At 47.6% G+C, this 25,999-nt stretch carries 24 protein-coding genes; 5 read left to right on the top strand and 19 right to left on the bottom strand.

What is annotated here, in order from left to right:
• Positions 1-204: 204 nt before the first annotated feature.
• Positions 205-1,407, top strand: a complete 1,203-nt coding sequence (locus tag DXC51_RS14805; RefSeq protein WP_025487500.1) for a MalY/PatB family protein — start codon at positions 205-207, stop codon at positions 1,405-1,407.
• A 57-nt stretch (positions 1,408-1,464) separates the two neighbouring features.
• Here DXC51_RS14805 and DXC51_RS14800 read toward each other — a convergent pair whose 3' ends face one another.
• The 9 genes from DXC51_RS14800 to DXC51_RS14760 form a co-directional block, all read right to left on the bottom strand.
• The gene (locus tag DXC51_RS14800) at positions 1,465-2,961 is read right to left on the bottom strand and encodes an alpha-L-arabinofuranosidase C-terminal domain-containing protein (protein ID WP_025487501.1); all 1,497 of its coding nucleotides are present in this window, start codon (positions 2,959-2,961) and stop codon (positions 1,465-1,467) included.
• Between the two features lie 27 nt (positions 2,962-2,988).
• Positions 2,989-3,666, bottom strand: a complete 678-nt coding sequence (locus tag DXC51_RS14795) for a GntR family transcriptional regulator (protein ID WP_025487502.1) — start codon at positions 3,664-3,666, stop codon at positions 2,989-2,991.
• A gap of 396 nt (positions 3,667-4,062) precedes the next feature.
• The gene (locus tag DXC51_RS14790) at positions 4,063-4,872 is read right to left on the bottom strand and encodes a DNA-methyltransferase (protein ID WP_025487503.1); all 810 of its coding nucleotides are present in this window, start codon (positions 4,870-4,872) and stop codon (positions 4,063-4,065) included.
• A gap of 9 nt (positions 4,873-4,881) precedes the next feature.
• Positions 4,882-5,709: a DNA adenine methylase gene (locus tag DXC51_RS14785; protein WP_025487504.1), complete on the bottom strand. Its 828-nt coding sequence runs from the start codon at positions 5,707-5,709 to the stop codon at positions 4,882-4,884.
• Positions 5,710-5,999: 290 nt separating this feature from the next.
• Positions 6,000-7,361: an MATE family efflux transporter gene (locus DXC51_RS14780; RefSeq protein WP_025487505.1), complete on the bottom strand. Its 1,362-nt coding sequence runs from the start codon at positions 7,359-7,361 to the stop codon at positions 6,000-6,002.
• A 126-nt stretch (positions 7,362-7,487) separates the two neighbouring features.
• Positions 7,488-10,268, bottom strand: coding sequence for a glycoside hydrolase family 3 protein (locus DXC51_RS14775; protein ID WP_117544839.1), 2,781 nt, complete (start codon positions 10,266-10,268; stop codon positions 7,488-7,490).
• Between the two features lie 279 nt (positions 10,269-10,547).
• Positions 10,548-11,762: an FprA family A-type flavoprotein gene (locus DXC51_RS14770; RefSeq protein WP_025487507.1), complete on the bottom strand. Its 1,215-nt coding sequence runs from the start codon at positions 11,760-11,762 to the stop codon at positions 10,548-10,550.
• Between the two features lie 27 nt (positions 11,763-11,789).
• The gene (locus DXC51_RS14765) at positions 11,790-13,697 is read right to left on the bottom strand and encodes an acyl-CoA dehydrogenase family protein (protein ID WP_117544838.1); all 1,908 of its coding nucleotides are present in this window, start codon (positions 13,695-13,697) and stop codon (positions 11,790-11,792) included.
• A gap of 214 nt (positions 13,698-13,911) precedes the next feature.
• The gene (locus DXC51_RS14760) at positions 13,912-14,325 is read right to left on the bottom strand and encodes an RrF2 family transcriptional regulator (RefSeq protein ID WP_021640294.1); all 414 of its coding nucleotides are present in this window, start codon (positions 14,323-14,325) and stop codon (positions 13,912-13,914) included.
• Between the two features lie 196 nt (positions 14,326-14,521).
• On the opposite strand from DXC51_RS14760, the gene DXC51_RS14755 reads away from it, so the two are divergent.
• From DXC51_RS14755 to DXC51_RS14745, 3 genes are all read left to right on the top strand, one after another.
• A complete protein-coding gene (locus tag DXC51_RS14755) occupies positions 14,522-15,313 on the top strand; it encodes a class I SAM-dependent methyltransferase (RefSeq protein ID WP_117544837.1) in 792 nt (263 codons plus the stop codon).
• A 20-nt stretch (positions 15,314-15,333) separates the two neighbouring features.
• Entirely contained in the window at positions 15,334-16,191 is an 858-nt protein-coding gene (locus tag DXC51_RS14750) for an aminoglycoside 6-adenylyltransferase (RefSeq protein ID WP_117544836.1), read from the top strand.
• Between the two features lie 96 nt (positions 16,192-16,287).
• A complete protein-coding gene (locus DXC51_RS14745; RefSeq protein WP_181970111.1) occupies positions 16,288-17,100 on the top strand; it encodes a GNAT family N-acetyltransferase in 813 nt (270 codons plus the stop codon).
• Positions 17,101-17,172: 72 nt separating this feature from the next.
• Here the strand turns inward: DXC51_RS14745 and DXC51_RS14740 are convergent, their stop codons facing one another.
• The 10 genes from DXC51_RS14740 to DXC51_RS14695 all read right to left on the bottom strand — a co-directional run bounded on the left by DXC51_RS14740 (position 17,173) and on the right by DXC51_RS14695 (position 24,665).
• The gene (locus DXC51_RS14740; RefSeq protein ID WP_117544834.1) at positions 17,173-18,018 is read right to left on the bottom strand and encodes a MerR family transcriptional regulator; all 846 of its coding nucleotides are present in this window, start codon (positions 18,016-18,018) and stop codon (positions 17,173-17,175) included.
• A 184-nt stretch (positions 18,019-18,202) separates the two neighbouring features.
• A complete protein-coding gene (locus tag DXC51_RS14735) occupies positions 18,203-18,883 on the bottom strand; it encodes a hypothetical protein (protein WP_117544833.1) in 681 nt (226 codons plus the stop codon).
• 45 nt (positions 18,884-18,928) lie between these two features.
• On the bottom strand, positions 18,929-19,450 hold the full coding sequence (locus DXC51_RS14730) for a hypothetical protein (RefSeq protein ID WP_147332371.1): 522 nt from the start codon (positions 19,448-19,450) through the stop codon (positions 18,929-18,931).
• Positions 19,451-19,455: 5 nt separating this feature from the next.
• Entirely contained in the window at positions 19,456-20,064 is a 609-nt protein-coding gene (locus DXC51_RS14725; RefSeq protein WP_117544831.1) for a P-loop nucleotide/nucleoside kinase family protein, read from the bottom strand.
• An 87-nt stretch (positions 20,065-20,151) separates the two neighbouring features.
• A complete protein-coding gene (locus tag DXC51_RS14720) occupies positions 20,152-20,928 on the bottom strand; it encodes a DeoR/GlpR family DNA-binding transcription regulator (protein ID WP_117544830.1) in 777 nt (258 codons plus the stop codon).
• Positions 20,929-21,310: 382 nt separating this feature from the next.
• On the bottom strand, positions 21,311-21,631 hold the full coding sequence (locus DXC51_RS14715; RefSeq protein ID WP_243003210.1) for a hypothetical protein: 321 nt from the start codon (positions 21,629-21,631) through the stop codon (positions 21,311-21,313).
• Positions 21,632-21,769: 138 nt separating this feature from the next.
• On the bottom strand, positions 21,770-22,390 hold the full coding sequence (locus tag DXC51_RS14710; protein WP_243003209.1) for an ATP-binding protein: 621 nt from the start codon (positions 22,388-22,390) through the stop codon (positions 21,770-21,772).
• 25 nt (positions 22,391-22,415) lie between these two features.
• Entirely contained in the window at positions 22,416-23,177 is a 762-nt protein-coding gene (locus DXC51_RS14705) for an aminoglycoside adenylyltransferase domain-containing protein (protein WP_117544847.1), read from the bottom strand.
• A gap of 63 nt (positions 23,178-23,240) precedes the next feature.
• A complete protein-coding gene (gene ant(6), locus DXC51_RS14700; RefSeq protein WP_117544829.1) occupies positions 23,241-24,107 on the bottom strand; it encodes an aminoglycoside 6-adenylyltransferase in 867 nt (288 codons plus the stop codon).
• A 108-nt stretch (positions 24,108-24,215) separates the two neighbouring features.
• A complete protein-coding gene (locus DXC51_RS14695; protein ID WP_117544828.1) occupies positions 24,216-24,665 on the bottom strand; it encodes an 8-oxo-dGTP diphosphatase in 450 nt (149 codons plus the stop codon).
• Positions 24,666-24,986: 321 nt separating this feature from the next.
• On the opposite strand from DXC51_RS14695, the gene DXC51_RS14690 reads away from it, so the two are divergent.
• On the top strand, positions 24,987-25,817 hold the full coding sequence (locus DXC51_RS14690; RefSeq protein WP_117544827.1) for a helix-turn-helix domain-containing protein: 831 nt from the start codon (positions 24,987-24,989) through the stop codon (positions 25,815-25,817).
• The last annotated feature ends 182 nt before the right edge of the window (positions 25,818-25,999 follow it).

Below are 25,999 nucleotides of genomic sequence, written 5' to 3'. Positions count from 1 at the left end.
CCGCACTATTTTAATAATAAAGGATTGACTGGATAATGTAAAATAATATATTTATTGGTATTCATAATAATTTTTTATCAATTATCCCTGCTGTTCACTCTTTCTGCATCTTATTTAAATTGGATGTTGAATAAGGCTGTCCGGAATAGTAAACTAACGTTAGGAGTTTTAAATTACAAAATTGTACGACAGGAGAAAAAGAAAATGAAATACGATTTTACTTCAATTATTGACAGGCAGGGGAAGGATTCCATCGCCGTAGACATTATTCCGTTCCCGGATGCCAAAGTACAGGAGGGCTTTTCCAAAATCCCCATGTGGGTGGCCGATATGAATTATGCCACAGTCCCCACCATCCAGGATGCAATTATTGAGCGTACAAAGCACCCTGCCTTCGGTTATTTTGATCCAAGAGAAGAATATTATGAAAGAATTATAGAATGGCAAAACAAAAGAAATGGCGTGGAAGGCCTTACAAAAGACGCTATTGGCTATGAAAACGGCGTCCTTGGCTGCGTTTGTGCAGCCGCACAGGCATTTACGGCTCCCGGTGAAGCAGTGCTGCTCCATGCGCCCACATATGTCGGCTTTACCGGCGCCCTGGAAAGCAACGGCCGCAAAATCATCCACAGTGACCTCGTCCGTGACGAAGAAGGCATCTGGCGTATGGATTATGAAGACATGGATAAAAAGCTGAAGCAGTATCATATTCATTTTGCCGTATTCTGCTCTCCCCATAATCCCTGCGGACGTGTATGGACCCGTGAGGAAATTGAAAAAGCAATGGACGTTTATGCAAGAAATAACTGCGTTGTTGTCTCCGATGAAATATGGTCTGATTTGACCCTGGAGGGATATCAGCATATTCCAACACAATCTGTATCCGAGGATGCAAGAAACAGAACCATTGCTGTATATGCTCCTTCCAAAACCTTCAACCTTGCCGGGCTGATCGGCTCCTACCATATTATTTATAATCCATACCTGCGTGATCGGGTCAAAAAGCAATCGGAGCTGTCCCACTACAACAGCATGAATGTTCTCTCCATGCACGCCCTAATCGGCGCTTACCAGCCGGAAGGGTATGAATGGGTGGACGAGCTGCGTCAGGTACTCACTGAAAATGTGGATTATGCTTACCATTATATATGTGAACATTTTAAAGGAGTCGACCTCGCCAGGCCGCAGGGAACCTATATGTTATATCTGGATTGTGAAAAATGGTGTGAAGAGCATCATAAATCCATGGATGAGCTTATCAGAGCGGGTATCAGCGTCGGCGTTATCTGGCAGGACGGACGGCCCTTTCACAGGCCTTATGCAATCCGTATAAATCTTGCAGTCCCGCATTCTCTTGTTGTGGAAGCTATGGATCGGCTGGATAAGTATGTATTTAACAAAGGCTGAGTCCCTAAAAGGCACAGGCCGGCGCATTTCTGCTGCCGGCCTGTACTGACAATCCATTTATTCTTCAATCCAAATCACATTTACGGAATGCGCTTTCAAGGCAATCTCCATTCCCATTCTGAACGCTCCGGCCTCTGATTCTTCAATCCGTACCTCTTCGTACCCCATATCATTGTAGGATTCCGTACTGTTTCCGCTGATGGTAAACAGCTTCACGTTTCCTTTGGCAGAATGAAAATTCAAAGATAACGTAAGCGCTTCCTCCGGTTCCTTGTTCACAGCCGCAATCGCAAGCCCTGGCCTGTCGGACCATTTTGTTGCCACAATATCCAGAGCATCCACCGAAAGCTCACGGCCATCCTTGGCTTTTACTTTCATGGACGGCGTTTCCTTCGACCAGGTATCCAGGACAATATCTCCCAGATAGTTCACATACAAATCAAACACATGATAAGTTGAACGAAGGACAATACCCTCGGGACAGGTATATATACAGCCTCTGGTATTTACCACCGGAGCAAAATTAGCCATTCCCACAATATCGCAGTTCCGGTTCAGTTCATTTAAGAAACAGGCTGTAAATACGGCATCCGCCATGGTATATTTCGTATTATCATCGTTTTTATCCCTGGGATACAGATATTCTTCCCTGGTTACCCCCTGTTTGATGGTATGGACATTTGGGTGATACCAGCCTCTTAAGTTCCACTCATCAAAAGCGATCTTAATCTTCTTATCCAGCTTCATCGCCGTCAACAGGCCGCGGACCTCATCAATGGAATGTCCGAGCCGGTCCGTGTAAGCCATTACCTGTTCATAATTGGCATAATCGTTCGTCTGATGGATACCGTCCCAGTATTCATGAATGGAAATCCAGTCCAGAAATTCACCGCAGTTTTCAAGAAGCTCAATATTCCAGTGAATATCAGTCAAAGCCGCTGCCGTCAGTTCGGTAGTGGGATCTACATGCTTGATCATTTTTGCAGCTTCTTTTACAAGCCTTCCCCATTCGGAAGCTGTTTTCGCACCGATTTCCCAGAAACCGTAATTCTCGTTGCCGATACTCCAGTATTTAACCTTATGAGGCTGCTCATAGCCGTTTTCAATACGCCATTTCGCATATTTCCCCTCACTTTCCAGATTGCAGTACTCCACCCAGTCGCTCATTTCCTCTGCGGTGCCCGTGCCTGCATTTGTACAAATGTAAGGTTCACAGCCTGTTTTCCGGCACAGCTTTATGTATTCATCCGTACCAAAGGAGTTCGGATCCTCCACACGCCAGGCTTTGTCAAAAAAAGGCTGCCTTTCTTTTCCCACCGCGTCCTTCCAGTGGTAGGAGGATACAAAACAGCCTCCCGGCCAGCGCAGAATGGGCATTTTAATCCGCCGCATTGCCTCCAGCACATCTGTCCTGAAGCCATCTTCATCCGCGAACGGAGACTGGGGATCATAGACACCGCCGTAAATCTGGCGATGGAAATGTTCAATAAACTGTCCGTAAAGCATGGGGCTTCGCCGGCCTATTTCACGGTCGGGATTCAGAAATACCTTCATAAAATTCTCTCCTTCCTGCTGTGTGCGTCAGCCCGGCATCCGATTTTCCAGTGAGGACGAAATGTCTCTCCGCAACAGTTCCAGCGCCTTATCCAGGTCTTTATCCTGCAGCGCCCTGTAAATTCCCACATGCGGCTCTTCATCAAAGCAGTCATCCATACTCTGCTTTTTATTCCAGGAAAACTGGGCATAAATCCTTTTCTGGATGCCAAGGCTTTCCTTCAGGAATTTCATCAGAAGCTGATTGTCCGCATAGGATGCCAGAAGCAAATGGAATTGTTCATTATCCTCCCAAACCCTCCATACATCCACAGGCTCCAGCTGCATCCGCGCCGTATTATCTATATGGGCCTTGATATCAGGCAGATGATACTGGATAATATTGTCGAAACCGGCCTTCAGGGCTTCCGTTTCCAAAATACAGCGGAGCTTCGTAATATCTCTGGCGTCCTTTTCCTTCATTTTTACTACCACGTAGCCGTAGCGGGGAACATTGCGCAGCACTCCTTCGCTGCACAATTTAATCAGCGCCTCTCTTACCGGCGCTTTGCTGACGCCAAACAGCTCAACGAGCCTCTTTTCATTCAGCACCTGCTCCTCTTCCGACGCATTTTTAATAATGAGTTCAAGAATTTCATCATGGATTTTTTCGGATAAAAGTTCTTTCTTCTCCGTTGTAAAATTTATGTCTTCTGCCAGCTGCATAGTCATCTTCCTTTCCTTATATTAATCATATCAGTAATATTTCTAACATTATCATATCTGCTTTTACATAATTTTTCAAGTTCTTTCAACAATTTTTCTGCGGAATTAAGCATATATGATGGCCGCAGCTAACCCACAGGAGAAGAAGCAGCGGCAGAAGCCCTGGTTGGAAATGCCTGTAGCTTATATGCCGCACCAGCATAAAAATTGCCGGCTCTCCTGAAATGGTATGCCGGCAGCTGTAATAAGATATATTTTTGTAGTTGTGATAGAACCGAACAGCTACATAGTACCAGTGTAATGGATTTCGATGGGAGAATTTCGATGAGCAATCTTCCATGAGCGAATATCCATGAACGATTTTCTGCTGGAATCACTGGCTGGATATTATGTGCCTCAAATGGCGCCTTCTGCTCCTGGGGTTGCGTCAGTTTTCTCCAAACGCCTCCTGCTGATTTCTAGGTACTCCTCCCTCATCTCCAGCCCGATGAATTTTCTGCCCAGCCTTTTGGCTGCCACTCCTGTGGTTCCGGAGCCGCAGAAGGGATCCATAACAAGCATTCCTTCCGCCGTGGATGCGAGCACAATTCTTTCAAGCAGGTATTCAGGCTTCTGGGTGGGATGCTTTCCTTCTTTTTTTTCCGTGGATTTGGTCAGGCTCCCGGTCCAGACATCCTTCATCTGCTTGCCGCCGTTTACCTCCTTCATCAGCTCATAATTGAAAAGGTGATGGGATTTCCGATCCGCCTTCTGCGCCCAGAGAATGGTTTCCGTGGAATGAGTGAAGCAGCGGCAGGCCAGATTCGGCGGCGGATTGGTTTTCTGCCAGGTGATGTTGTTGATGATTTTATAACCCTCCTGCTCCAGGGCCATGCCGATGGAATAAATATTATGGAGCGTTCCTGAAATCCAGATGGTACCGTCCGGCTTCAGCACCTTTTTGCACAGGCGCAGCCACCTGCGGTTAAAGGCATGCTTGGAGCCGCAGTCCATTCCCTGATCCCATTCCCCCTTATTCACCGAAACCATTTTCCCGCCCTGACAGGTAACACCGTCGTTGCTTAAAAAATACGGGGGATCAGCAAAAATCATATCCACGCTTTCCGGTTCCATTTTCAGCAGCAGCCGGAAGCTGTCTCCCAGATAGAGCTGTTCATTTTCTGTTTCATAATATGGCTTTTGCCTGGTATGCAGTAATTTTTCCATGTACCTGTCCTAATAGTTTGTTATAATAATCTCTTCTCCCACACGTTTGCTTGCATCGGAGTTAATGTTTCGTTTCACCTGTACCACTTCCTTTGTAAATCCCTCGTACAATTCATTGATAAAAACCGTGTTGTGATTCGTCAGCATGCAGCTGCAGCCTCTTTCCGTAAGTTCACGGAACAGCCGGGCCAGCCTTTCATGGCTCTCCACGTCAAAACCTTCCTTGGTATAGGATTCAAAGGAGGATGGATTCAGCGGCGCATAGGGACTGTCAAAGAACACAAAATCCCCCTGCTCTGCATCCCTGCAGGACTCCTCAAAATCTCCCTGTAAAATCGTGACATTCTGCAGGTATTCCGAAACCTCCCGTATATTTTCCGGGCTGCAGGATTTTGCCTTGCTGTTATTGAAAGGGACGTTGAACAGTCCTTTTTCATTGACACGGTAAAGGCCGTTAAAGCAGTGTTTGTTTATATAGAGAAACAGGGCGGCAAGCTCCACATCATATTCACCCTTCATCATTTTTTCATTATATGCGGCCCTCTTTGCGTAATAAAAAACCTTCCGGTCCGTCTCCGCTTCCCCGTCCAGCTGTTCCACCGCATCAATTATGGCTTCAGGGCTTAGCTTAATCTGTCTGTATAAATTCACAAGAGAACCGTTGATATCGTTAATGACAGCACGTTCAGGGCAAAGAGCGAACAAAACCGCTCCTCCCCCTACAAAAGGCTCATAATAGGTATGATAATTTTCTGGCAGCCTTGCGCTGATCTGCGGCAGCAGCTGCCGTTTACCGCCCGCCCATTTGATGAACGGCGCGATGGGTGATATATTCATGCTGTATTCCTTCGCTTCTCCTGCGTACCTTCTGTTTTCCGGCGCGTTCCGGGCAGATGCCGTTTGCGCGCCTTTTTATTATAGAAGAAAGCCGGAAAAATAACAACCCAAATCATAACGTTTGCTTCATCGTTTGCTTCCGCTCCCAAGTCATAGCATATGCTACATCGTTTGCTTGGATGTTTGCTTCCTGTAATGGTTCGCTGTAATGGTTCACTGTAACGGTTCAGGCAATGGAACAGTTACCGCCTCTTCCATATGTTTATTCTGTGGTTTTTTTCCATATCGCTTCACAGCCTGCGCAGCCGTTCCATCCAGTAAAAATAGCTGCATGCCAGAATTAAATCAGCTCCTATCCAGGCACAGACCTCTCCATAAAAAACTCCCGACTGCCCGATCAGCGGCGGCAGCAGCAGGGCGCAGCCGGTACGCATCACCAGCTGGGCAATGCTGGATACCATAGGCAGCACCGAATTTCCCAGTCCCTGGATACAGGAACGGATTATATATAAAATGTAAAGTAGAGGGAAAAACAGGGCCAGCACCTGAAGAAAGTGATATCCGATTTCCATCGCCGCCGCTGCCGCCGCACCGTCCCCGGTCAGGAAACAGCCAAGAACCGGCCTGCCGAAAAGGATCATAACTGCCGACATAATAAGCGCTGTCGCCGTCCCGATGAGGCCGGCTGCCTTAAGACCCCTGCCGATTCTGTCAAATCTGGCGGCTCCCAGATTCTGTCCCGCATAAGTGGACATGGCATATCCGTAGGAGGAGGCCGCAATCTCCAGCAGCCCGTACAGCTTATTGGCAGCCGTATAGCCTGCGATGAAAACAACACCAAAGCCATTGATAACCGACTGGACAATTAATCCGCCCAATGCCGTTATCATATTCTGAAGCCCCATGGGAAGTCCCAGTTTCAGCTGTTCCTTCAGCATAGTGCGGTCAGGCCGGCATGTTTCCTGATTCAGGGAAAGCAGGCTTTGCTCTCCGGAGAGCAGACCGCTTCCCTGCAGCTTTATAAAGCAAAAGAGGGCCGCAAGGACCTGAGACAGCACCGTTGCAAAGGCTGCACCGGGGATTCCCAGATGAAATCCAAATACGAAAAGGATGTCCAGCACTATATTGCAGAAGGAGGAAATGGTCATCGCCTGCAGTGGTGTTTTGCTGTTTCCCACCGCACGCAGTATGGCAGCGAGAAGATTATAGGCAAAGGCTACCGGCAGGCTTCCATAAAGAATCCTCAGGTAGCCAAGAGACAGTCCCATGATTTCCTCAGGTGTATGCAGCAGCACCAGAACAGGCCTGAGCATCAGCTGCCCCAGTACAGTAAACGCAGCCGCCATCCCCAATGACAGAAATATGGCACCTGACACCGCTTTTTTCATGCCCTCTTCATCATTTGCCCCAAAACGTTGGGCTATTACAACAGAAAAGCCCTGTACCACTCCCTGTACAAGCCCGAACATAAGGAAGGTCAGCCATTCCGAAGCTCCCAGTGCGGCAAGGGCGCCGACTCCCAGCGCCTGTCCCACCACCATGGTGTCTACAAAGGTATAAAACTGTTGAAATACGTTTCCCAGCATCAAAGGAAGGGCGAACTGAAGTATCAGCCGGGCCGGCGGGCCGGAAGTCATATCTCTGGTCTGCATTGTTTTTCTCCATGTGATTCTGATTATTCTTTGTCTTCTGACAGTTTATCATATCCAGTGGGGATTGCCCAGAAAAAAATACGGCAGCGTCAGGTACACGCCACCGTATTCAGTCCTTCGGATCCGTTATTTGTAGAACTCAAACCACTCTACAGTAATTCCCGGCATCTTGGTAGGTGTCAGGCACAGATCATAATATCCTTTTTCCAGGCTTACGTCGCCCATTTCCCGGACAATAGAAACACCGTTCGTGCCGTTGAGCTGAGGCGTCATGAAACGGATGCCGTTCAGGCTGGCATTGCAGGCAGACTGTGCGCGGAAATCCGGATTATCCGTCTTCATCTGTATCCGTACGTGATATACGCCGGCTTCTTCCACGGCAAACAGGACATGCTCGTTCATGGGGGTGGCAAGCCTGCAGGAATCCTTCAGAAGCGCGGCTTTTCCGGAAGCTTCGCCATTTTCTGTACGTGCCGGAATCAGTTCTGGTTCTTCCTCAGGAAGCAGGGCTCTTTCCATGACGGGGGCCTTCATCAGGAAGCGGCAGATATTTGCCGCGCAGCGCTGAAGCTCACCCAGCGTCAATTCGCCTTTTCCCAGGGCTTTCAGGGTATTGTCACCCATGGGATTATTTTCCGCAGCCAGATTGTCCACAACCATGTACAAATCGTTCTGGGAACGCACCATGGCCGCCGTATTTTCCCTGCTTTCCGCTCCTCCGAGGATGCAGTCGTTCATCGTTGACCACCAGTCGGTCATTACAATCCCCTCAAAGCCCCATTCTTTACGGAGGATTGTGGTGTTCAGATCGTAATTGGAGGCACTCCAGTGACCGTTAACCGGATTGTATGAGGTCATCACGGAATTGGCTCCACCTTCCCTGACAGCAATTTCAAAGGCCTTCAGATAAATTTCACGCAGCGCTCTTTCTGAAACCACAGCATTTACCTTGCTCCGTTCCTTTTCCTGGCTATTGCAGGCATAGTGCTTCATGGTGGCGTTGGAACCGCCGCGCATAATGCCGCGGATATTGGCTGCCGCCATTTTTCCCGTAAGAAGGGGATCCTCTGAAAAATACTCAAAGTTCCGGCCGTTGAGCGGATTGCGGTGAATATTGATGCCAGGCCCCAGGAGGGTGTCTATCTCGTTGCGCAGAAGCTCTTTCCCTTCCATTACATAGAGTTCTTCCACCAGCTTTGTGTCAAAGGTACAGGCAAGCAGTGTTCCGATAGGCACCTGAGTTGCCTGTGCGCCCACATCCATACGGATACCGGAGGGGCCGTCCGCAGCCGCGGCAATCGGGATTCCATAGGTTTCACGCAGAGAATTGCTCAGGCCGCCGAAGCAGGAGGCCACGCCAGGTGTTACCCTGGGGCTGCACATTCCTTCCCCGCGTACCAGTGTTGCCAGCTCCTCGGGTGTCAGCTGGGCAATGAAGGCTTCCATGGACTCCGCTTTATCCAGTACGTCCTTAAGCTGAATTCCCCGGCTGCCGGTCCTGGTAAGCGTGGGAGGCATATTGGCACGGATGCGTTCTGCCAGAGAAACTGTTGCCGTAGGTACTTTTTGTCCTGTTTTTTCATAGATGCTGCCCTGACATGCTCCCGGTTTCAGGCGGATAAATTCTTTTTCAGGAGCGCAGGCCTCTTCCAGGCGTTGTGTTACCGTAAGTCCGGCAACCTCATAGCCTTCCGCGCCGTCTACCATAACCGGCGCCACGTCGCGGACGCTGGTGCCGACATAAATCCGGTAGCAGCCTTCTTCCAGCACATAGCAGGCTTTGTTTCCGGTATAACCGCCGTCATCATAGGCCGCCATGGACGCGATGGGGAATGTAAGAAGCAGCTCCTCCTCTTCTCCCGGAGCCAGCAGTCCCGTCTTGGCAAATGCCGCCAGTTCCCTGGCGGGACGTCCCAGCTTTCCCTGGGGAGCGCTGAAGTAAACCTGTACCACTTCCCGGCCGGAATAACGGCTGCCCGTATTTTTTACATTGGCTTTCACGGTAATATTTCCGTTTTTCACATGCGCTTCCTGCAGCATCACGGAAAAATCGGTATAAGAAAGCCCGAAGCCGAAAGGATAGCGGACACGGTCCGGCGCGAAGGTTTCAAAATAGCGGTAGCCTACGTAAATATCTTCCTGGTAAATGTTTTCAAGCTCTCCGCCGTGATTGGCTGTGGAAGGGTAATCCGCCAGGCTGTAACAAATGGTATCCGCCAGCTTTCCGCTGGGGGTAACTCTGCCAGAAATCACATCGGCGGCCGCATTTCCGCCCTCCTGTCCGCCGTGCCATACATAAAGAATGGCTGTGACCGGATTTTCACAGGCTTCCTCCAGAAAACTCATGTCAATGACACAGGTTACGTTTAGAATGACGGCGGTCTTTTTAAAATGTCTGGTCACCATGGCGAGCAGTTCTTTTTCCGCGGCGTCCAGGCGGTAGCCGCCTTCCGTATCCTCATAGTCCTTGCCTTCGCCAGCTGTCCTGCCCAGGACTACCAGCGCTTTGTCGGATTTCTGTGCAGCTTTTTTTACAAGCTCCTCTGTTACCGGCATTTCCTTCTGGCTCCAGGGCTCCGCTGTCCAGCCTCCGCCTCCGTCATCAAAAGGATTTTCCTGGATCCATTGTTCATAAATGCCCGCCAGTTCCTCATTTATCTTCAAATTGTCACACTGGCGCAGGCTGTCCAGCAGGTTCGTGGCATAGGGTACATTTACCGCGCCTCCTGATCCTGTGCCGCTCCGGTAATAGTCCTTCTGGATTCTGCCGAAAACGGATACGCATTCTCCATCGGTAACCGGCAGTGTATGGTCCTCATTTTTCAGCAGGACCGCTCCCTGGGCCGCCGCCTCGCGGCAAAGCTGTGCAAATCCCTCAAGGGGAACGCCAATTAATTTCTTACTCATGAAGTTTCTACCTACTTTCTTTTGTCGTTGGTGCTTTTAGTATATCATATCCTGCTTTCGATTGAATACCTTAAAATCTTTACGTGTTATGTGTATCTTTTTGACATGGGGAGGGGAGGGATAAATCCGGTACAGCTTCTTTTTTCTGCAGCGGGGCCTGGCTTTATTGCTGCGTAAAGGAAGGGCCGACAGGTATGTCAAATCCCCCGCGGCATGCCGGCATAGTGTCGGAGGATTGACGCGGGGGATTGGGGATTTACATTATACTGTTTTGTCTGGTTATGCCTCGGGCTGCATGGATTCGATGATTCCGTCTGCGAGGGTATCGAGTTCTACAGCTTTATCGGGGTGGAGGGTGGAAGCAAGGGACAGTCTTTCGTTGATGACTGTCATATTTTTCATTTCCTCTTCGATGAATTTCTGCATCAGGTCTCCTGATTTGCAGGCCCAGGATCCATTTTCGATGAGGGCGAAGGTACGTTTCTGGAGGTTGAGGGCTTTCATATCGGAAAGGAAATTATGCATTACAGGATAAATTCCCAGGTTGTAGGTTACGCTGGCCAGCACGATGTGGCTTAAGCGGAAGGCCTCGGAAATGAGCTGGGATACGTGGGTATTGGAAACATCGTAAACAACTACATTTGTCATGCCTTTTTCACAGAGTTTCGCTGCCAGCGCCTGTGCGGCGGCTTCTGTATTGCCGTACATGGAAGCGTAGGCGATCATTACGCCTTTTTCTTCCGGCTCGTAGCGGCTCCAGCGGTCATATTTTTCGATAAAATATGCTACATTGGAACGCCATACGGGACCGTGAAGGGGGCAGATCATTTTGATATCCAGGCCGGAGGCCTTCTTGAGGAGGGCCTGGACGGGAGCGCCGTATTTGCCTACAATATTGGTGTAGTAGCGTCTTGCGTCGTCGATCCAGTCTCTTTCAAAGTCCACTTCATCATTGAACAGCTTGCCGTCCAGGGCGCCGAAGGAGCCGAAAGCATCTGCGGAGAAGAGGACTCCGGTTGTCACATCAAAGGTGACCATGGCTTCGGGCCAATGCACCATGGGGGCATTGACAAAGGTTACCGTATGTCTGCCAAAGCTCTGGGTATCGCCCTCGTTTACTTCAATCTGTTCATAATTATCAATGTCAAAGCCGAACTGACGCATCAGCATGAAGGCCTTGGGGGTGCTGATAATTTTTACTTTGGGGTAGCGGAGCAGGATTTCTTCGATGGATGCGCCGTGATCCGGTTCCATATGGTTGATTACCAGGTAATCCAGCTCTTTTCCCTGAAGCAGATAGTCCATGTTTTCCAGCAGCTGTCTGCAGGCGGACCAGTCTACAGTATCGAACAGCACCGTTTTTTCATCCAAAAGCAGATAAGCATTATAGGAAACGCCTCTGGGAATGGGATGAATATTTTCAAAAAGGGTAAGTCTGTGGTCATTGGCGCCCACCCAGTATAGATCTTCCGTTACATTTCTGACACAATACATTTTCTATTTCCTCCTTCTGGCCGTAGCCTACATAAACATATCCTTACTTTCCGCACATTCCGGACAAACCCAGTCAGCGGGCAGTTTTTCAAATAGTGTGCCCGGAGCGATGTCCGAGTCCGGATCTCCTGCCGCAGGATCGTATTCATAGCCGCAGCCGCCGCACACATAGGTTTTTCCGATTGCCGCCGGTTTGGGAGGCAGCGGCCGTTTCATTTTAACCATGGGCGGTGCCGGCTTCTTGGTTTCTCCATTATTAAGCGCTTCCGAAAGAAGCGGCAAAATCTCATTGACATCCCCGATGATTCCGTAATCACAGTTCTTGAAAATGGGCGCGTTGGCATTCTTGTTAATCGCCACAATGGTGGAGGCGTCCCGGATGCCCTTCAGGTGCTGTACAGCTCCCGAAATGCCGCAGGCAATATAGAGGTTGCCTGTGAATTTCTGGCCGGACATGCCCACATAGCGGTTCAGGGGCACGTATTTCAGGGTTTCGGCTACCGGCCTGGAGGAACCGATGGCCGCGCCTGCCTGTTTTGCCAGTTCTTCGATAAGCTTCATATTTTCCCTGGAGCCGATGCCTTTTCCGGCGGAAACCACTCTTTCTGCCAGCGGTATCGGGGTGTCCGCGGGAATTCCCACGCTGAAATCGTAACCGTCTTTTATAAGGGCCGCAACAAGGGCTGCAACTCTTTCCTGGGCGCTGCCTTCCTTTAAAATCATTTTTTTGCGGTAACCGGTAACCGGAGCCGGTTTCTTCATGATTTTCGCAGGACCGCCCGCTTCCCGGGGCATCTTTCCGATCAGATGGGAGGCGATGACAACGCGCTGGATTTCATTGGTTCCTTCATATATGGTAGTGATTTTCGCATCCCTGTAGGCGCGCTCCACTTCCATTCCCTTCAGATAGCCGCTTCCTCCGAATATCTGCAGGGCGTCATTGGTCACCTCCAGGGATATATCGGAAGCATACTGCTTCGCCATTGCCGCTTCCATGCCATAGGGTTCGTGGTGTTCCTTCAGTTCCGCCGCGCTGTAGATAAGGAAACGGGCGCAGCGCAGCTTGGTTGCCATATCAGCCAGCTTAAAGGATACGATCTGCTGCTGGCAGATGGGCTTTCCGAACTGTACGCGTTCTTTGGAATATTCCAGCGCATGTTCAAATGCACCCTGTGCAATCCCCAGCGCCTGGGAGGCGATTCCGATGCGTCCGCCGTCCAGCGTAGCCATGGCGATTTTGAAGCCCTGTCCTTCCTTTCCAAGAAGGTTTTCCCTGGGAACCTTTACATCGTTGAATATCAATTCTGCAGTGGATGAGGACCGAATACCCATTTTATCATAATGATCTCCGAATTCAAAGCCTTCCCAGCCTTTTTCTACGATAAATGCAGAAATTCCTCTGGTTCCGATATCCGGGGTAGTCACAGCGAATACTACGTACGTGTCTGCCTTCGGCGCATTCGTTATGAATATCTTTCCACCATTCAGCAGGTAATAATCACCCTTCAGTATGGCAGTTGTCTCGGTTCCGCCCGCATCAGAGCCTGCGTTGGGTTCGGTGAGGCCGAATGCGCCTATTTTCTCCCCCTTTGCCAGAGGCGTCAGATACTTCCGCTTCTGTTCCTCCGTGCCGAAGGCGAAAATCGGCCAGGAACCAAGGGATACATGTGCGGAAAGAATGACTCCTGTCCCGCCGTCCACTCTGGACAGCTCCTCCACCGCGATTGCATAGCTGAGCACATCCAACCCGGCGCCGCCGTATTCCTTGGGATATGGAATCCCCATCAGTCCCATTTCCCCCAGCTTCTTTATCGCTTCCGTTGGAAATTCATTATTCTGATCCATCAGAAACGCTATTGGTTTTACTTCGCTTTCCGCGAACTCCCTCATTTTTTGTCTGAACGCTTCATGCTCCTGTGTCGTTTGATAAAGCATACTTAGTTCCCCCTTTATGTGTTTGGATGGCAAGGAACTGTCTGTATAAATGTAATTCTGTACAGTTCCCAAGTGATTCGTGACTGTCAGGTCACAGTGTCTTTATATATTTACTGCCAAAGGTACGGCAGATATGTTTCCGATTGCCGTGCTTTTCCCCATTTTTACAACGGCAATACTTGACTTTTTTTATCCACTTTTATATCCAAAAAAATTATTCCTTTTCCCCAAATAATATCCAGTAAAGACTCCGGGATCTGAATTCCCGGTCAATTGCCTGCTGTACCCTGGCAAGCTGTGCGTGGACGTTGCAGGGCGTCCCGCTTTTGTCACGCCATTCGCACTGGTAATCCGCATTCATGCAGGCCGCAAGGCGGGCATTCGTCTCCACTGCGCCGACCAGATCGTACAGGCTGACCTCATGCAGGTCCGCTTCCAGCTGGCAGCCGCCGTTTACGCCCCGGATAATCCGGATGATTCCTGCTTTTTCCAGCTTTTTTATGATTTTGTAGGTAAATTTCAGCGGCAGCGTCTCCTTTTCCGCCAGCTCCCCTACTGTCAGGCAGGAGCCCTGGGCAAGTGAACGGAGGATGCGGAGCGCGTAATCCGTTTCCCGTGTGATTAACAAGCAGTCGGCCTCCTTTTCTTCTATAGTTTAACTATAGTAAAGTGGAGTAATTTTGTCAAGATTAGATTTGCGGGAATCCATAGATTTTTTAAGTGGTATCAGGTAAAATGAGGAAATAAGAAAAAACAGAGTTTCATAGCCTTCAGAAGGAAGGCCGGGGTACGCCAGGAACTCCTGGCAACAGGGAGGGAATACCATGAAGGATTACGTCCGACAGAACAAATCGGCCTGGGAATTCAACGCCTATGAATTCTGGGTGGAGCACGACGGTACTCCTGAGGAGCGCGCCCGAAAGGATTTGGAAGATCCTGTGGGAATGCTGAAAAAATATGCGGCGTATTTTGATACCTTTGAAGGAATCAGGGTTGCCAATATCTGTGGCTCCTGCGGTAAAAAGGCCATTCCGCTGGCAGTTCTCGGCGCGGAGGTGACCATATTCGACATCTCGGAGAGAAACATGCGGTATGCCCTGGAAACGGCAGAGGCGGCCGGCGTGTCCGTTGATTTTGTCCTGGGTGATGTGCTGGAAGCCGATATGGAAAAATACGGAGGCTTTTTTGATGTGGTGTTCATGGAAGGCGGCATCCTTCATTATTTTCATGACATCGGGAAATTCATGGAGGTCATGCATTCCTTTCTCCGTCCGGGCGGCCGCATGATTGCAAGCGATTTCCATCCTTTCCAGAAGGTGATGGATATTATGGACTTTGAGCAGCCGGTGACCGATTATTTTTCTACAGAAATTATCCGCGGGGAAATGGCGCATGCCAGGTTTTATCCTGAGGAAATCCGGAAGCAGTTTCCGATGTGTGAATATAGGAAATATACGATGAGTGAAATCATAAATGCCGTTATCGAAAGCGGCTTTCTACTGAAGCGTTTTGACGAGCATCCGGCCTGGACCGATAAGCGGTACCCGGGAGAATTTACAATCCTCGCAGTCAGGGATTCTAATGTCCAAAATGCTGCCGGCGAAAGACACGGATAAATGGGATAAGGAGGTTTTGTATGCGCACTGAAAAGGAAATGCTGGATATGATTCTTGAAACTGCCAACGCAGATGCGCGGATACGCGCTGTAACCATGGAAGGCTCCCGGGCAAATCCCAATGCTGTCCATGATGAATATTCTGACTTTGATATCACCTTTTTTGTTACTGATGTGCGGGAGTTTACCCGGGATAAGGAATGGATTCACCGGCTGGGTGATATCCTGATTGTTCAGTGTCCCACGGACTGGTATTCCCACCCTTATGATTATAACAGCCGCGATCCCTTCGCTTTTCTTATACAGTTTGCTGACGGGAACCGGATTGACCTTACCCTGCGGGATGTGGGCCTGATTTCAGGGGAGGCTGAAAATAAGGAACCGCGGATCGTCCTGCTGAATAAGGACAATTTTCCTTCCCTGCTGCCGATTGGGTCGGAAGAAGCCTTTTTTTTTCAGCCGCCCGGAGAAATGGAGTTTTACAATACCTGCAACGAATTCCGCTGGCTGTGTCTGTATGTGGCCAAGGGAGTGTGCCGGAAGGAGCTGTACTACTCCAAGCATGCCTACGATGTGCTGGCTATGCCCATGTTTCTTAAGATGCTGAACTGGAAGGTGGGGATAGACCATAATTTTCAGGTCAGCACCGGCAGCTCCTGCAAATATCTGAAGCGCTTTCTGACAGAGGAAGAGATGGCGCGGTTCCAGGGCATTTTCCCCGGCGGGGATTATGAGGATATCAGCAGGTGCCTTTTTCTTATGTATGATTATTTTGATGAACTGGCAGGATTTGTGGCGGAGCATTTTGGCTTTGTCCATGATGTGCGGGAAACATGCAGAGTAAGACACTTTCTTGAAGAAAGGCTATGTGGGGCGTGACCGGTACCATAGACGGAAAATAAGAGCCCGGGAAGTTCCGCCAAACCAATGCTTCATGCAGTGCCGCAGGCAAGCCTGCGATATAGGGGTATAAAAATGTATCGTGTAAATGGTTCAAATCCATTACTGGACAATTTGCTTACGGAAAAGGACCGGTGCTGCTTTAATTTGTTTTACCGCATACGAGAGGATGCCGGAGCCTTTATTGCCACGGATGGAAGTACCTGTATTCTTGCGCAGAGCAATCCCCATACGCCGGTCTGGATATGGCTGAAAAATTCACCGGATGAAAAAAGCCGCGTTGAAATTTCGTCCATCCTCCGGGAACGTTTTTCCGCCTGCGGCCGGATTGCCGTAAATGCGTATGAGCCATATACAGAAGCGCTGCTGCGAAGCTTTGCAAACAGCGAGCACGCCGAATACCGGATAAACAAACGGCTGAATGTTTATGCCTGTCCCAGCGTCCATCCGGTGCAAAAACGCGGAAGAATGCTGCCGGCTGCGCCCTGTTATCAGGAAGAAATCGCACAGCTTATCACTGTTATGATGCGGGATGCGGATCTGCAGGAGCCTGATCGGGAGGAAGCCCGACAGTATGCGGAGGGAAAGTCTGTGTCGGGCAGTCTGTTTTTATGGGAGAATGAAGAGGGGAAAATTGTTTCCATGACAGATATTACTCATAGGACGGAGCGGTATGCCAGGCTCAACGCCGTTGTTACAGCAAGGGAGCACCGGGGACAGGGATATGCTGAAATGCTGGTATCCTCAGTGACACAGCTGCTGCAGGACGGCCTGACTCCCATGCTTTATGCCGATGCCGGGTATCCGCCGTCCAATGCAGTCTACAGGAAAATCGGGTATGTGAAGCAGGGGGAAATTACGGAACAGGAGATTTTCAGGAAAGGATAAGGCCGCGATTATTTCTCTTCAGTGTAGTATTTCCTGCTTTATCTCCTATTCCGCCGTATTCCATCCGCCGTCTTACTTATAGAATTCCTTCACAGCCTCTCCGATATACTCCGCCGCCCCTTCCCCATACCGGGCGTCCATTGTCTTCTTCATGGACTCGTCGTTAAGATACAGCTCCGCCATATCCAGCATCAGTTTTTTTACATCCGGCATCTGATACAGCTGTTTGGAGACAAAATCCAGTTCTCCAATCAGCGATTTTATTTCAAAGGATGCGGTATCCGTCCCTTTTTTATCAGCTATTTTATGGTAAATGCCGTCTATTCTGTTCTGGTAAGCCTGCACCACCTCGGCGCCGTTTGGATTTTTTACCGCATTCATCGCGGCATCCTTATTTCCATACCATTCCACTATTTTTTTGAAATTCTCCTGTACCGAAGGGTCGGATGCATTTTCCACAAAATGCTTCTGAAAATTCTCCAGGTTTCCATACTCGCCGGTAATGCCCGCAAGCTCCTCTTCCTTTAAATTTTCTACGATTGTACGGCACATTTCCTCTATTTCAGCTTTGTCAAACATTGCAAAATCCATCTCATTTTCTCCTTTCAGGATATCATCGATGCTGCTTATTAACCGGTTCAGCCGATCCTTTTTCAGCTGCAGCATTTTCTTCTGGCTTCTCAGGATCGTGTCTCTGTCAAGGGCAGGATTTTCCATAACCGCTTTGATTTCCAGAAGCGGCATATCAAATTCCCGGAAAAACAGTATCTGCTGCAAACGTTCCAGGGCTTTATCGTCATAAAGCCGGTATCCCGCTGCACTGCATGAGGTGGGCTTCAGCAGTCCGATTTCGTCGTAATAGTGCAGCGTGCGTACGCTGATACCGGTCAGTTTGGATACATCCTTTACTGTTCTCATCTGGGAACCTCCTGTTCTTGATGAAATCACTTTAACCCCTGCCGGTCCGTGAGGGTCAATACCTGAATTGAGAAAATTGAGAAAATTTTAATATTCTTTACAATCCTGATATCTAGACTTGTTATGGCTTTATTCTGGTTTTGTTCTGTCTATATTTTAAATTTATTATGAATATATTCTGTTTTTACCGTGATGTACGGCTGAGATTATATTTGAGAATGTCCGCGGTCAGCCAGTCAATGGCATCCTGCCAGCCGGAAAAACTCTGCTTTCCCTTTCTTCTCATCAGTTGTGAAAAATAGGTGCTTACCACGGCTGCCTGGCCATGGCTTCCCTTTTCCGTCATTCTCGCCCTGACCGGATAGGCGGCCAGTATCCCGGCGTATGTTTCGGACTGGAAAATAGCATTTCTGCTGGACAGGAGTGAGATTTCGCAGGTGTTTCCCTCTCTTAAGCAGAAAAAATTCTCCAGGGCTTTTCCTACAAGCTCAGGAGAACGGTATACACCAAAGGAATAGGCATCTACTGTTCTGCTTTCCGAATTCAGCAGGACACATAGATATATCTCGCCATCCTCCGATGTTTTATAGGTGCCGATGCCAACACAATATGCATTATTCGGGTAATACGCTTTTTCCTGACAATGGGCTTTTTCTGGTGTTCCTTCTGTCTGCAGCCGGATAATCCCATCTGCCGCCGGATGCAGCTCCTCATCCTGTTTCCACAGGTAAATATCTTCAGGGAGCGTTTTATATTCCTCCAGATACAGGATCGGATTGAGGGACAGCAGCCGCATCTGTCTGTCCCACTCCTCCGTATCCTTATATGTGAAAGCCAGTTCCTGCAATGTATATCTGAAATCCATAGATTCTCCTTCTGATTCTTGTGGATATTTCTTTTAACAAATAGATCATATCAGTATGGGAAAATGCCTGTCCACAGTCTCTTCCAGGGATTCATTTGAACTATCTATGATACTTCCTGGCATTTTTGCACCAAGCCATGCCTGCTGTTCATACCATTTATCGATAAATTCTGGTCCGGCAGTCCACCCCTTCCGTGAAATATCCCGATCAATACAGATCTTTCTCTCCGGAAGCAGAATTCTAAAAACAGGCTGCAGCCCTGACTTTTTCAATGGTAACAGATAGTCTTCTAAAACTTCCCATTCAATAATATATGTCACTATAACGGAATATCCAAACCTCAGCACAACCTTCATCGTTTCAATTACTTCCCCGTGTACCAGATAACCGCTGCGGTCTTTTATCCTGTGATTTCTTATTTCCCAGTTCACTCTTTTGCTTACTGCATTCCCTGAAAATATGGGTATGCTCCAGGAAGTAAATTTCCCGAATTCCTCTCTCCTGGGCATAGAAAATGAACTCCTGAAGCCATTCCCTTGTGTAAGGCCCTTTTTCCAAATGTACATGGGCGTCAATCATGGGAAAACTCCTTTCCATATTCTATAATTTCCTCCAGGATAGCCTCCCGGTCTACAAGTGAAAAATCAGTGGTATCCACAACAATACGGGGACCGTCTGCACAAAAGCTGTCCATTCCACGCTCCCTGATTCCATCACAGAAATTTTCATACGACAGGACTGGCGCAGGACAGGATTTCCCTTCTTTTTCCGGATAGCAGTCATTGACTACATGGCCGCGGTGTCTGTCGGGGCTTTCATTTCTTGCCAGGAAACGCTGATAAATAATCTCGTAATTTCCGGTCAGAACCACCGTGACTGCATGATAGGAATATTTTTGCAATAAGAACAGAATACCCTCCCGGGAAATATTCTCAAAATTATTTTCCAGGATAAACGGCCGGCCGCATTTCATCAGCTGCCGGGCGGTATAATACAGGATGTTCATGGCGGAGATCCCCAAAGCTACTTTCTCACTGCGGGAGGCAAAGCCCACATCATCGAACAGGATTTCTTTTATTTTATCCTTTGAGAGCATCGGAAGCCGGAGTCTTTCCGCCAGGAACTCCGCCATGGTGCTCTTGCCTGACGCCGGGATGCCTGTCACTAAAATACAATACATATTCTCTCCTCACCATATTTAAAACATATAAAAAGGAAACATGGAGCATATTTTGACATCTTCACCTATCTTTCCAACCTGAATATATCAATGTAAATCTGCAAGTTCGATGGCAATTCCCTTTTCCTTCGCCTGCTGCAAAAAATCTTCTGCTATTCCTGTATCCGTTATCAGCAAATCGTAATCTTCCGCTGAACATACGGAATGAACCGCATTTTTTCCTATTTTCGCTGAGGGGTACAATCCAATGTTCATAGAACTGCTCTCCATTACCGCCCTGCCAAATTCAACGCCGGCGCTATTATGTATGGATGCACCAAATTCCAGAGAAAATGCGTCATGTGACAGGAATGCCCTGTCTATGCGTATATTTCTGACCATCTGCACCGTATAGTAATCATGGCAGTGACCCCGGTGGGACATTTCTCCACCCAAAAGAATGACTGAAATATTCTCCTTCTTCCGCAGTACCTGGGCAATTGTAACAGAATTAGTCAGTATTGTAATCTGCAGATTACCGGGAATATGCAGCGCCATGTAATAACCTACGGAGGAGGTTGTAATATAGATCACATCATTATCTTTAATGTGTTCCAGTGCTTTTCGTGCAACAGCCAGATAATCTGCCTTCACCTCAGTTAAATCCTCCGGGTTATAAGTTTCCTCCGGCATGATTCCTTTGGGTTGTGCGGCTATCGCCCCGCCATGTGTCCTCTGGAGAAGCCCACGGCTCTCCAGAAAACGAAGATCCCTTCTGGCACAGTCGGCAGATATATTGTATAATTCCTGGATCTGTGCAACCTGGATTCTCCCGGTTGCATTTATTCTTTTTAAGATGTCTTTTTGTCTTTCCTCCATGAACATGGCGTTGGTTCTCCTTATGATTTATGGAATGTCTTATGATGTATTCATATAACGTTTTCTTATTTATATTTGTTTATATTTATTTATTCTTATTTTAATTTGATTATACTTAATAAAATATTCTTCTGCAAGGTGTTCTTGCTTTTTTCTTATTTCAGAATATACACACATAACTTTTCAGATAACTGAACCAAAATCATTTAGATACCTTCAGTAAAAAGGAAACATTTAACAAAGTTTAAGAGTTCGAATTAAATTCTCTGAAACATGTAAGTAAAAAATCTCAATATGCCGTTTGTTCAGTTGTAATTGCTTTAAATAACGACAAATAAGCAGATTTTCATCTGCTTAAAAATTACTATAACCATGAATGGCTATGGATTTATTTAAACCTTTCCCATAACAACCTTACATTTTCTCTTAGTTCATCTGAAAATTCGTCCAAATCATCAAAAATAATCACTCCGTCCTGTAAAAAACGGACCAAATCAAACATCATATTCCCTTTATTAAGTTCTATACATACACCCGGAGTTTTCTTATCCGCTTTGATACGCTTTTCCATTTCCCAAAACTTTGTTGAGGCACGCTCATCACTGCTTAAATAAGTGATATAATCCTTAATAAGCCTTTCCATATAATTTTCCTGCCAGCCGGAAACTTTTTCCCTATAAAGCCTCCAATCACTTTTTGATGGTTCCATAAAAGAACTCCTCCTCTTCTATTTTCCACTTCGATTCAGCTTCATACAGTTCTCACAATGTGTTGCGGCTGTGAAAAAGATTCCCGAAAGGCACAGTTTGATTTTGGCAGAGCCATTATAATTCTCCGTTATAAACGCTTACTCAATCACTTTCCAATAACCAGTCTTTTTAGAACCAACTCTTTCTACATATCCATTTTTCTTCAAGAATGTGAGATTATTTTCCACCGCTGTTTCACTAATCCCCAGTATGTGATGCAATTCATTGGTAGTAATATTCGGATTATCTCTCATTTCTGTTACGATTCTTTGTCTTCTTGAATTTAATCCTTTTTTATCCCCAACTTTTTTCCCAACCTTATTCCCAGCTTTTTTTATTCGCTGAAGCGGGATTGTAACAACAATCGAGTTTTCTCTAAAAGTAAATGCTCCCTTTCCGTATGTTTCAATAATCTCAGGCACACCACGACCTGATTTTTCACTAATATGAAGCTGCAGAAAGATTTCTGATAACTTTTTATTTACAGGAATCGATTCCCCTAAGAAAAAGCCTTCCATAGTCTGTGCCGGCGCCAATGTTCCTCTTGATAAGATTTCAATCCTATCTGAGAATACAGAAATCATTGGCTCATTTCCACTTATCCAAAGATTATGCAAAATGGCATTTATGATTGCCTCTCTAAAGGCTTTGTTATCGAACAGTGGTGTTTCCGGACGTTCTACTACACGCTCACTCTCATCTGTCTGAATCAAATTCAATACATCGCATACCTTAAAACATCCTCTAAACTATAGAGCAAACAATCCTCCCCAACATATATCCACAGAATTCCCCCGCGGCATTCTCCTCTATCCACATATTTTTCTCCCCGGAATAGCATTCCAGGGCTTCCAGAATCAGGCCGGTATATTTTTCATCCACATTCCTTACTCCCCATTCCCCTCCAGCTTTCTTGGAGAGGACCAATCCTTCCTCCGCATACCCCAGCACACGGCACAGATTGAGGATTACATAAATCGGATTTTCACGGATGTCCTCTCTGGCGGATGCAATATCATTCATGATGCTCTCGAAATACATCTCCCTTGGCACCTCACCGAAAACCTCCGAAACAGCCGCTCCCCACAGGCATATTCCATAATGGCGGATAATCATGAAATGCCCGGCCAGATCCGGATCTGTCCCCTTCATATTCCGCACATAATCCCCGGGATTCTCCTGAAACCATTTTAAATGCATGGGAGAAAAATGCAGTTCAAAGGGAATCGGATGCACCACCTTTTCACAGCAGCTGCGTTTCACTACGCTCATTTCAATCCCTTTTTCCGGCGCCAGCTCATTCAGCCTGACCGTCTGTTCCATAAGCTGTAGCTTCTGTTCTTCTGTCGGCGCTTCCTCCGTTACGATAATCAGATCAATATCGCTCTTATCCGGATTAAAGCATCCCATAGCAAGGGAGCCGTGCAGATACACTCCTGTCAGATTCTCCCCAAATATTTTCCGGCTTTCCTCTGTAAGCCTGTCCGTTATGAATTGATAATCCATTTTAACTCCTGTCCGCATGCTCCGCACGCCTGCTGTCTTTTCCGGGCCTTCAAAAATACCCGCTTATTTTGCTTCCTCTTTCCCATTCCCATAGATTCCATAAAGCTTATCCACATACCTGCTCACATTCCTGTCATACTCCGGATAGGAATACCCCCACACTGCCGCACATTCCAGCGCCGTTTTCCGGAACAAAGCATGGCAGGTGAACAGAGCCTTCCATATATTTTCATAGGAATCCTCTCTGTAAGTGCTCATCAGCATGTCCCATGTTTCCTCCGCCAGATACCGGCTGATAAATTTATAATTCTTTCCCACGCTGAAACCAAAACCATATTCCATGCCCACCTTCCAGGAAAGCATTCGCAGCAGTTCATTCCGCAACAGATGCAGATGGTCAATGGCGTATAAAATTTCTCCCCGGCACAGACCCTTGGTAACATAAATTGTCAGGTTCCAGAACTCATTGCAGCAATCGTCAAAGCTGCGCGGGCCTGGTTTTTTCAGCCAGTACTCCCGATCGGAGGGAACTATTTTTTCAGGCACCCTGCCATCCTTATCAAGCAGGATGGTCCGAAGCCCGTCCCCCTGCAGATAATCATGAATTTGCTTCGTCTCCAGCAGCGTCAGATCCATTTTATTATAATCGTCAAACAGAATCAGATAGGAATAACCTTCCTCCTCTGCCGGAAAAAGCTCCATATCCTCCGGCTTCTGCATCATGACGATATCCCCGAAAAAAGAAAGCCAGCCGTCATTTTCTGTAAATGCACCGATATCGTCCACAAAATATGTAATGTCAAAGTCCTGAAAGGAATCAACGGGGATATTTTTGTTCACCCTTGAACCTTCCATGCCCACCATGCGGATATGCTCGTTTTCCCGGGCAAATGTTAAAACCAAATCCATAAATTCTTCCGGCGTCCTCATATTTTCTTCCTTTCTTCCATGCCAGTTTTTTTATATCCTGCAGGCAGCGCAAAATTTTCCGTTCTTCCTTCCCGGACTCCGGGGCCTGCTCTTTTTTCCCGGGCGAAGCTACCGTATTCTCACCTTCCAGTCTTCCCCGTCCACAATGTATTGAAATTCCATCAGCTTATCATCCTCCATCACATTTAGCAGCTGGTCAAAATCCTCCACCGTTTGACAGGCGGCCAGCTTTTCCCTGTCCACCCATTCCATATTCCCTTCTTCGGAAGAAACGACCTCTCCCTCAAATTGATCCGTTTTAAACAGAAATACCAGATAACGGCCGTTATCTATGGGAAACTGCTTCACGCCGCACAGCTGTGGCCGCAGGACGGTAAGCCCTGTCTCCTCCTTCATTTCACGGATAACAGCATCCACAATGGATTCCCCTTCCTCCACATGGCCTCCCGGCAGCGTATAGCCCTTCCAGTCCTCTTTGACCCGGTTCTGCAGTAAAATCCTGTTTTCCCGGTATATCAGACAGATAACCGTCAGCTCTATATTTTCAGTCCTTGCCATATTTGAATCCTCCTGTAAATGTCAAACACACTTTCCTTTAGAATAGCACGGCCATTTTCCCTGTGCAAACGAATTAGTATATTCGTTGTAACTGTTCGTTTTCCAAAAAATCTGGTATACTGAATTTATTCTGAAGATCCTGGCTGCCCGGGCTGCTGCCGGATGCATTTTTCTGCGTTATTCCGCCCTTTACCGGATTATTTTCCAGCTAAACCAACGGTAGAATTGCAGATTCGCCTGTAAATCGGTTTCTTTCAGCCTTCAGATATATTATCCTGTAAGCAAAGGTATGTCGGTACAACAGAAAGGGCACACGCTGAAATGAATAATGAAAAAATGGGGAAGTTCATATGTGATATGAGAAAGTCGCAAAAACTGACACAAAAGGATCTTGCGGAGAAACTGAAAATAACGGATAAGGCAGTCTCCAAATGGGAGCGGGGAATCAGCTGCCCTGATATTTCACTTCTGGTTCCGCTGGCGCAGGCCCTGAGCGTAACCACCAGCGAATTATTAAATGGGGAAAAGGGAGTACAGCCGGAAAAAACAAAGGATGCCATCGTGGAGGAAACGCTGCTCTATTCCAGCAAAAGCACTACCCAGAAGCTTGAACGGGTAAAAAATATTGCTTTTTCCTTATTATCCTCGGCAATCATACTGACTGCGGTGATATGCATGATCTGCGATTTCTGCATTGCAGGACGCCTGAACTGGTCCCTTATCGTATTAGCTTCGCTTTTGTTCAGCTGGCTTCTGCTGCTGCCGCTGTTGAAAGCCCGCGGCAGGATTATTGTTAAATTTCTCGCCCTGCTGAGCGTTGCGGTTTTTCCTTATCTGTTCATACTGAGCCGACTTGTGGAGGCGCCGATGCTGTTTCGTATGGGCGCTGTCATTTCCCTGATTTCCCTTATTGGTATCTGGTGTATTTATGCATCCTTTGTAAAAATATCCAGCCGGAAAATCCGGGCGGCCGGAATCGTGCTTCTGATCATTATCCCGATGATGTGGGGGATTAATTCCAGCGTGGCTTACTTTCTCCGGCAGCCGCTGGACAGCTCTACGAAATTTGTTGACAGTCTGATGACCGTACTGCTGATAATTTCCGCAGGAATCTGCTTTTGGAAGGGTTTCTCAGTGCAGGACGGGAAATAAAAACACATACATAACTTTTGAGCGGGCACGCCGGTATCCACCGACGCTGCCCGCTCAATTTATTCCCGTAAGCAACGAGCCACGCAGCCATGCCCGGCATGGACATCTGGCGACTGCCGGGAGGTCAAAGACCCCATTGCCTGCAGCAGGGTCTTTGATTTCCCTGATAGCTTACTGCCTTT

Source organism: Eisenbergiella massiliensis, assembly GCF_003435485.1.
Note: the sequence above shows the minus strand (reverse complement) of the source record. Positions and strands in the feature narration are given on the sequence as shown.

What these genes read in the sequence shown, in the direction of transcription:
- DXC51_RS14805 (WP_025487500.1), top strand. Translation starts at nt 205, where the DNA reads ATGAAATACGATTTTACTTCAATTATTGACAGGCAGGGGAAGGATTCC.
- DXC51_RS14800 (WP_025487501.1), bottom strand. Translation starts at nt 2,961, where the DNA reads ATGAAGGTATTTCTGAATCCCGACCGTGAAATAGGCCGGCGAAGCCCC.
- DXC51_RS14795 (WP_025487502.1), bottom strand. Translation starts at nt 3,666, where the DNA reads ATGCAGCTGGCAGAAGACATAAATTTTACAACGGAGAAGAAAGAACTT.
- DXC51_RS14790 (WP_025487503.1), bottom strand. Translation starts at nt 4,872, where the DNA reads ATGGAAAAATTACTGCATACCAGGCAAAAGCCATATTATGAAACAGAA.
- DXC51_RS14785 (WP_025487504.1), bottom strand. Translation starts at nt 5,709, where the DNA reads ATGAATATATCACCCATCGCGCCGTTCATCAAATGGGCGGGCGGTAAA.
- DXC51_RS14780 (WP_025487505.1), bottom strand. Translation starts at nt 7,361, where the DNA reads ATGCAGACCAGAGATATGACTTCCGGCCCGCCGGCCCGGCTGATACTT.
- DXC51_RS14775 (WP_117544839.1), bottom strand. Translation starts at nt 10,268, where the DNA reads ATGAGTAAGAAATTAATTGGCGTTCCCCTTGAGGGATTTGCACAGCTT.
- DXC51_RS14770 (WP_025487507.1), bottom strand. Translation starts at nt 11,762, where the DNA reads ATGTATTGTGTCAGAAATGTAACGGAAGATCTATACTGGGTGGGCGCC.
- DXC51_RS14765 (WP_117544838.1), bottom strand. Translation starts at nt 13,697, where the DNA reads ATGCTTTATCAAACGACACAGGAGCATGAAGCGTTCAGACAAAAAATG.
- DXC51_RS14755 (WP_117544837.1), top strand. Translation starts at nt 14,522, where the DNA reads ATGAAGGATTACGTCCGACAGAACAAATCGGCCTGGGAATTCAACGCC.
- DXC51_RS14750 (WP_117544836.1), top strand. Translation starts at nt 15,334, where the DNA reads ATGCGCACTGAAAAGGAAATGCTGGATATGATTCTTGAAACTGCCAAC.
- DXC51_RS14745 (WP_181970111.1), top strand. Translation starts at nt 16,288, where the DNA reads ATGTATCGTGTAAATGGTTCAAATCCATTACTGGACAATTTGCTTACG.
- DXC51_RS14740 (WP_117544834.1), bottom strand. Translation starts at nt 18,018, where the DNA reads ATGAGAACAGTAAAGGATGTATCCAAACTGACCGGTATCAGCGTACGC.
- DXC51_RS14735 (WP_117544833.1), bottom strand. Translation starts at nt 18,883, where the DNA reads ATGGATTTCAGATATACATTGCAGGAACTGGCTTTCACATATAAGGAT.
- DXC51_RS14730 (WP_147332371.1), bottom strand. Translation starts at nt 19,450, where the DNA reads ATGTACATTTGGAAAAAGGGCCTTACACAAGGGAATGGCTTCAGGAGT.
- DXC51_RS14725 (WP_117544831.1), bottom strand. Translation starts at nt 20,064, where the DNA reads ATGTATTGTATTTTAGTGACAGGCATCCCGGCGTCAGGCAAGAGCACC.
- DXC51_RS14720 (WP_117544830.1), bottom strand. Translation starts at nt 20,928, where the DNA reads ATGTTCATGGAGGAAAGACAAAAAGACATCTTAAAAAGAATAAATGCA.
- DXC51_RS14715 (WP_243003210.1), bottom strand. Translation starts at nt 21,631, where the DNA reads ATGGAACCATCAAAAAGTGATTGGAGGCTTTATAGGGAAAAAGTTTCC.
- DXC51_RS14705 (WP_117544847.1), bottom strand. Translation starts at nt 23,177, where the DNA reads ATGGATTATCAATTCATAACGGACAGGCTTACAGAGGAAAGCCGGAAA.
- DXC51_RS14695 (WP_117544828.1), bottom strand. Translation starts at nt 24,665, where the DNA reads ATGGCAAGGACTGAAAATATAGAGCTGACGGTTATCTGTCTGATATAC.
- DXC51_RS14690 (WP_117544827.1), top strand. Translation starts at nt 24,987, where the DNA reads ATGAATAATGAAAAAATGGGGAAGTTCATATGTGATATGAGAAAGTCG.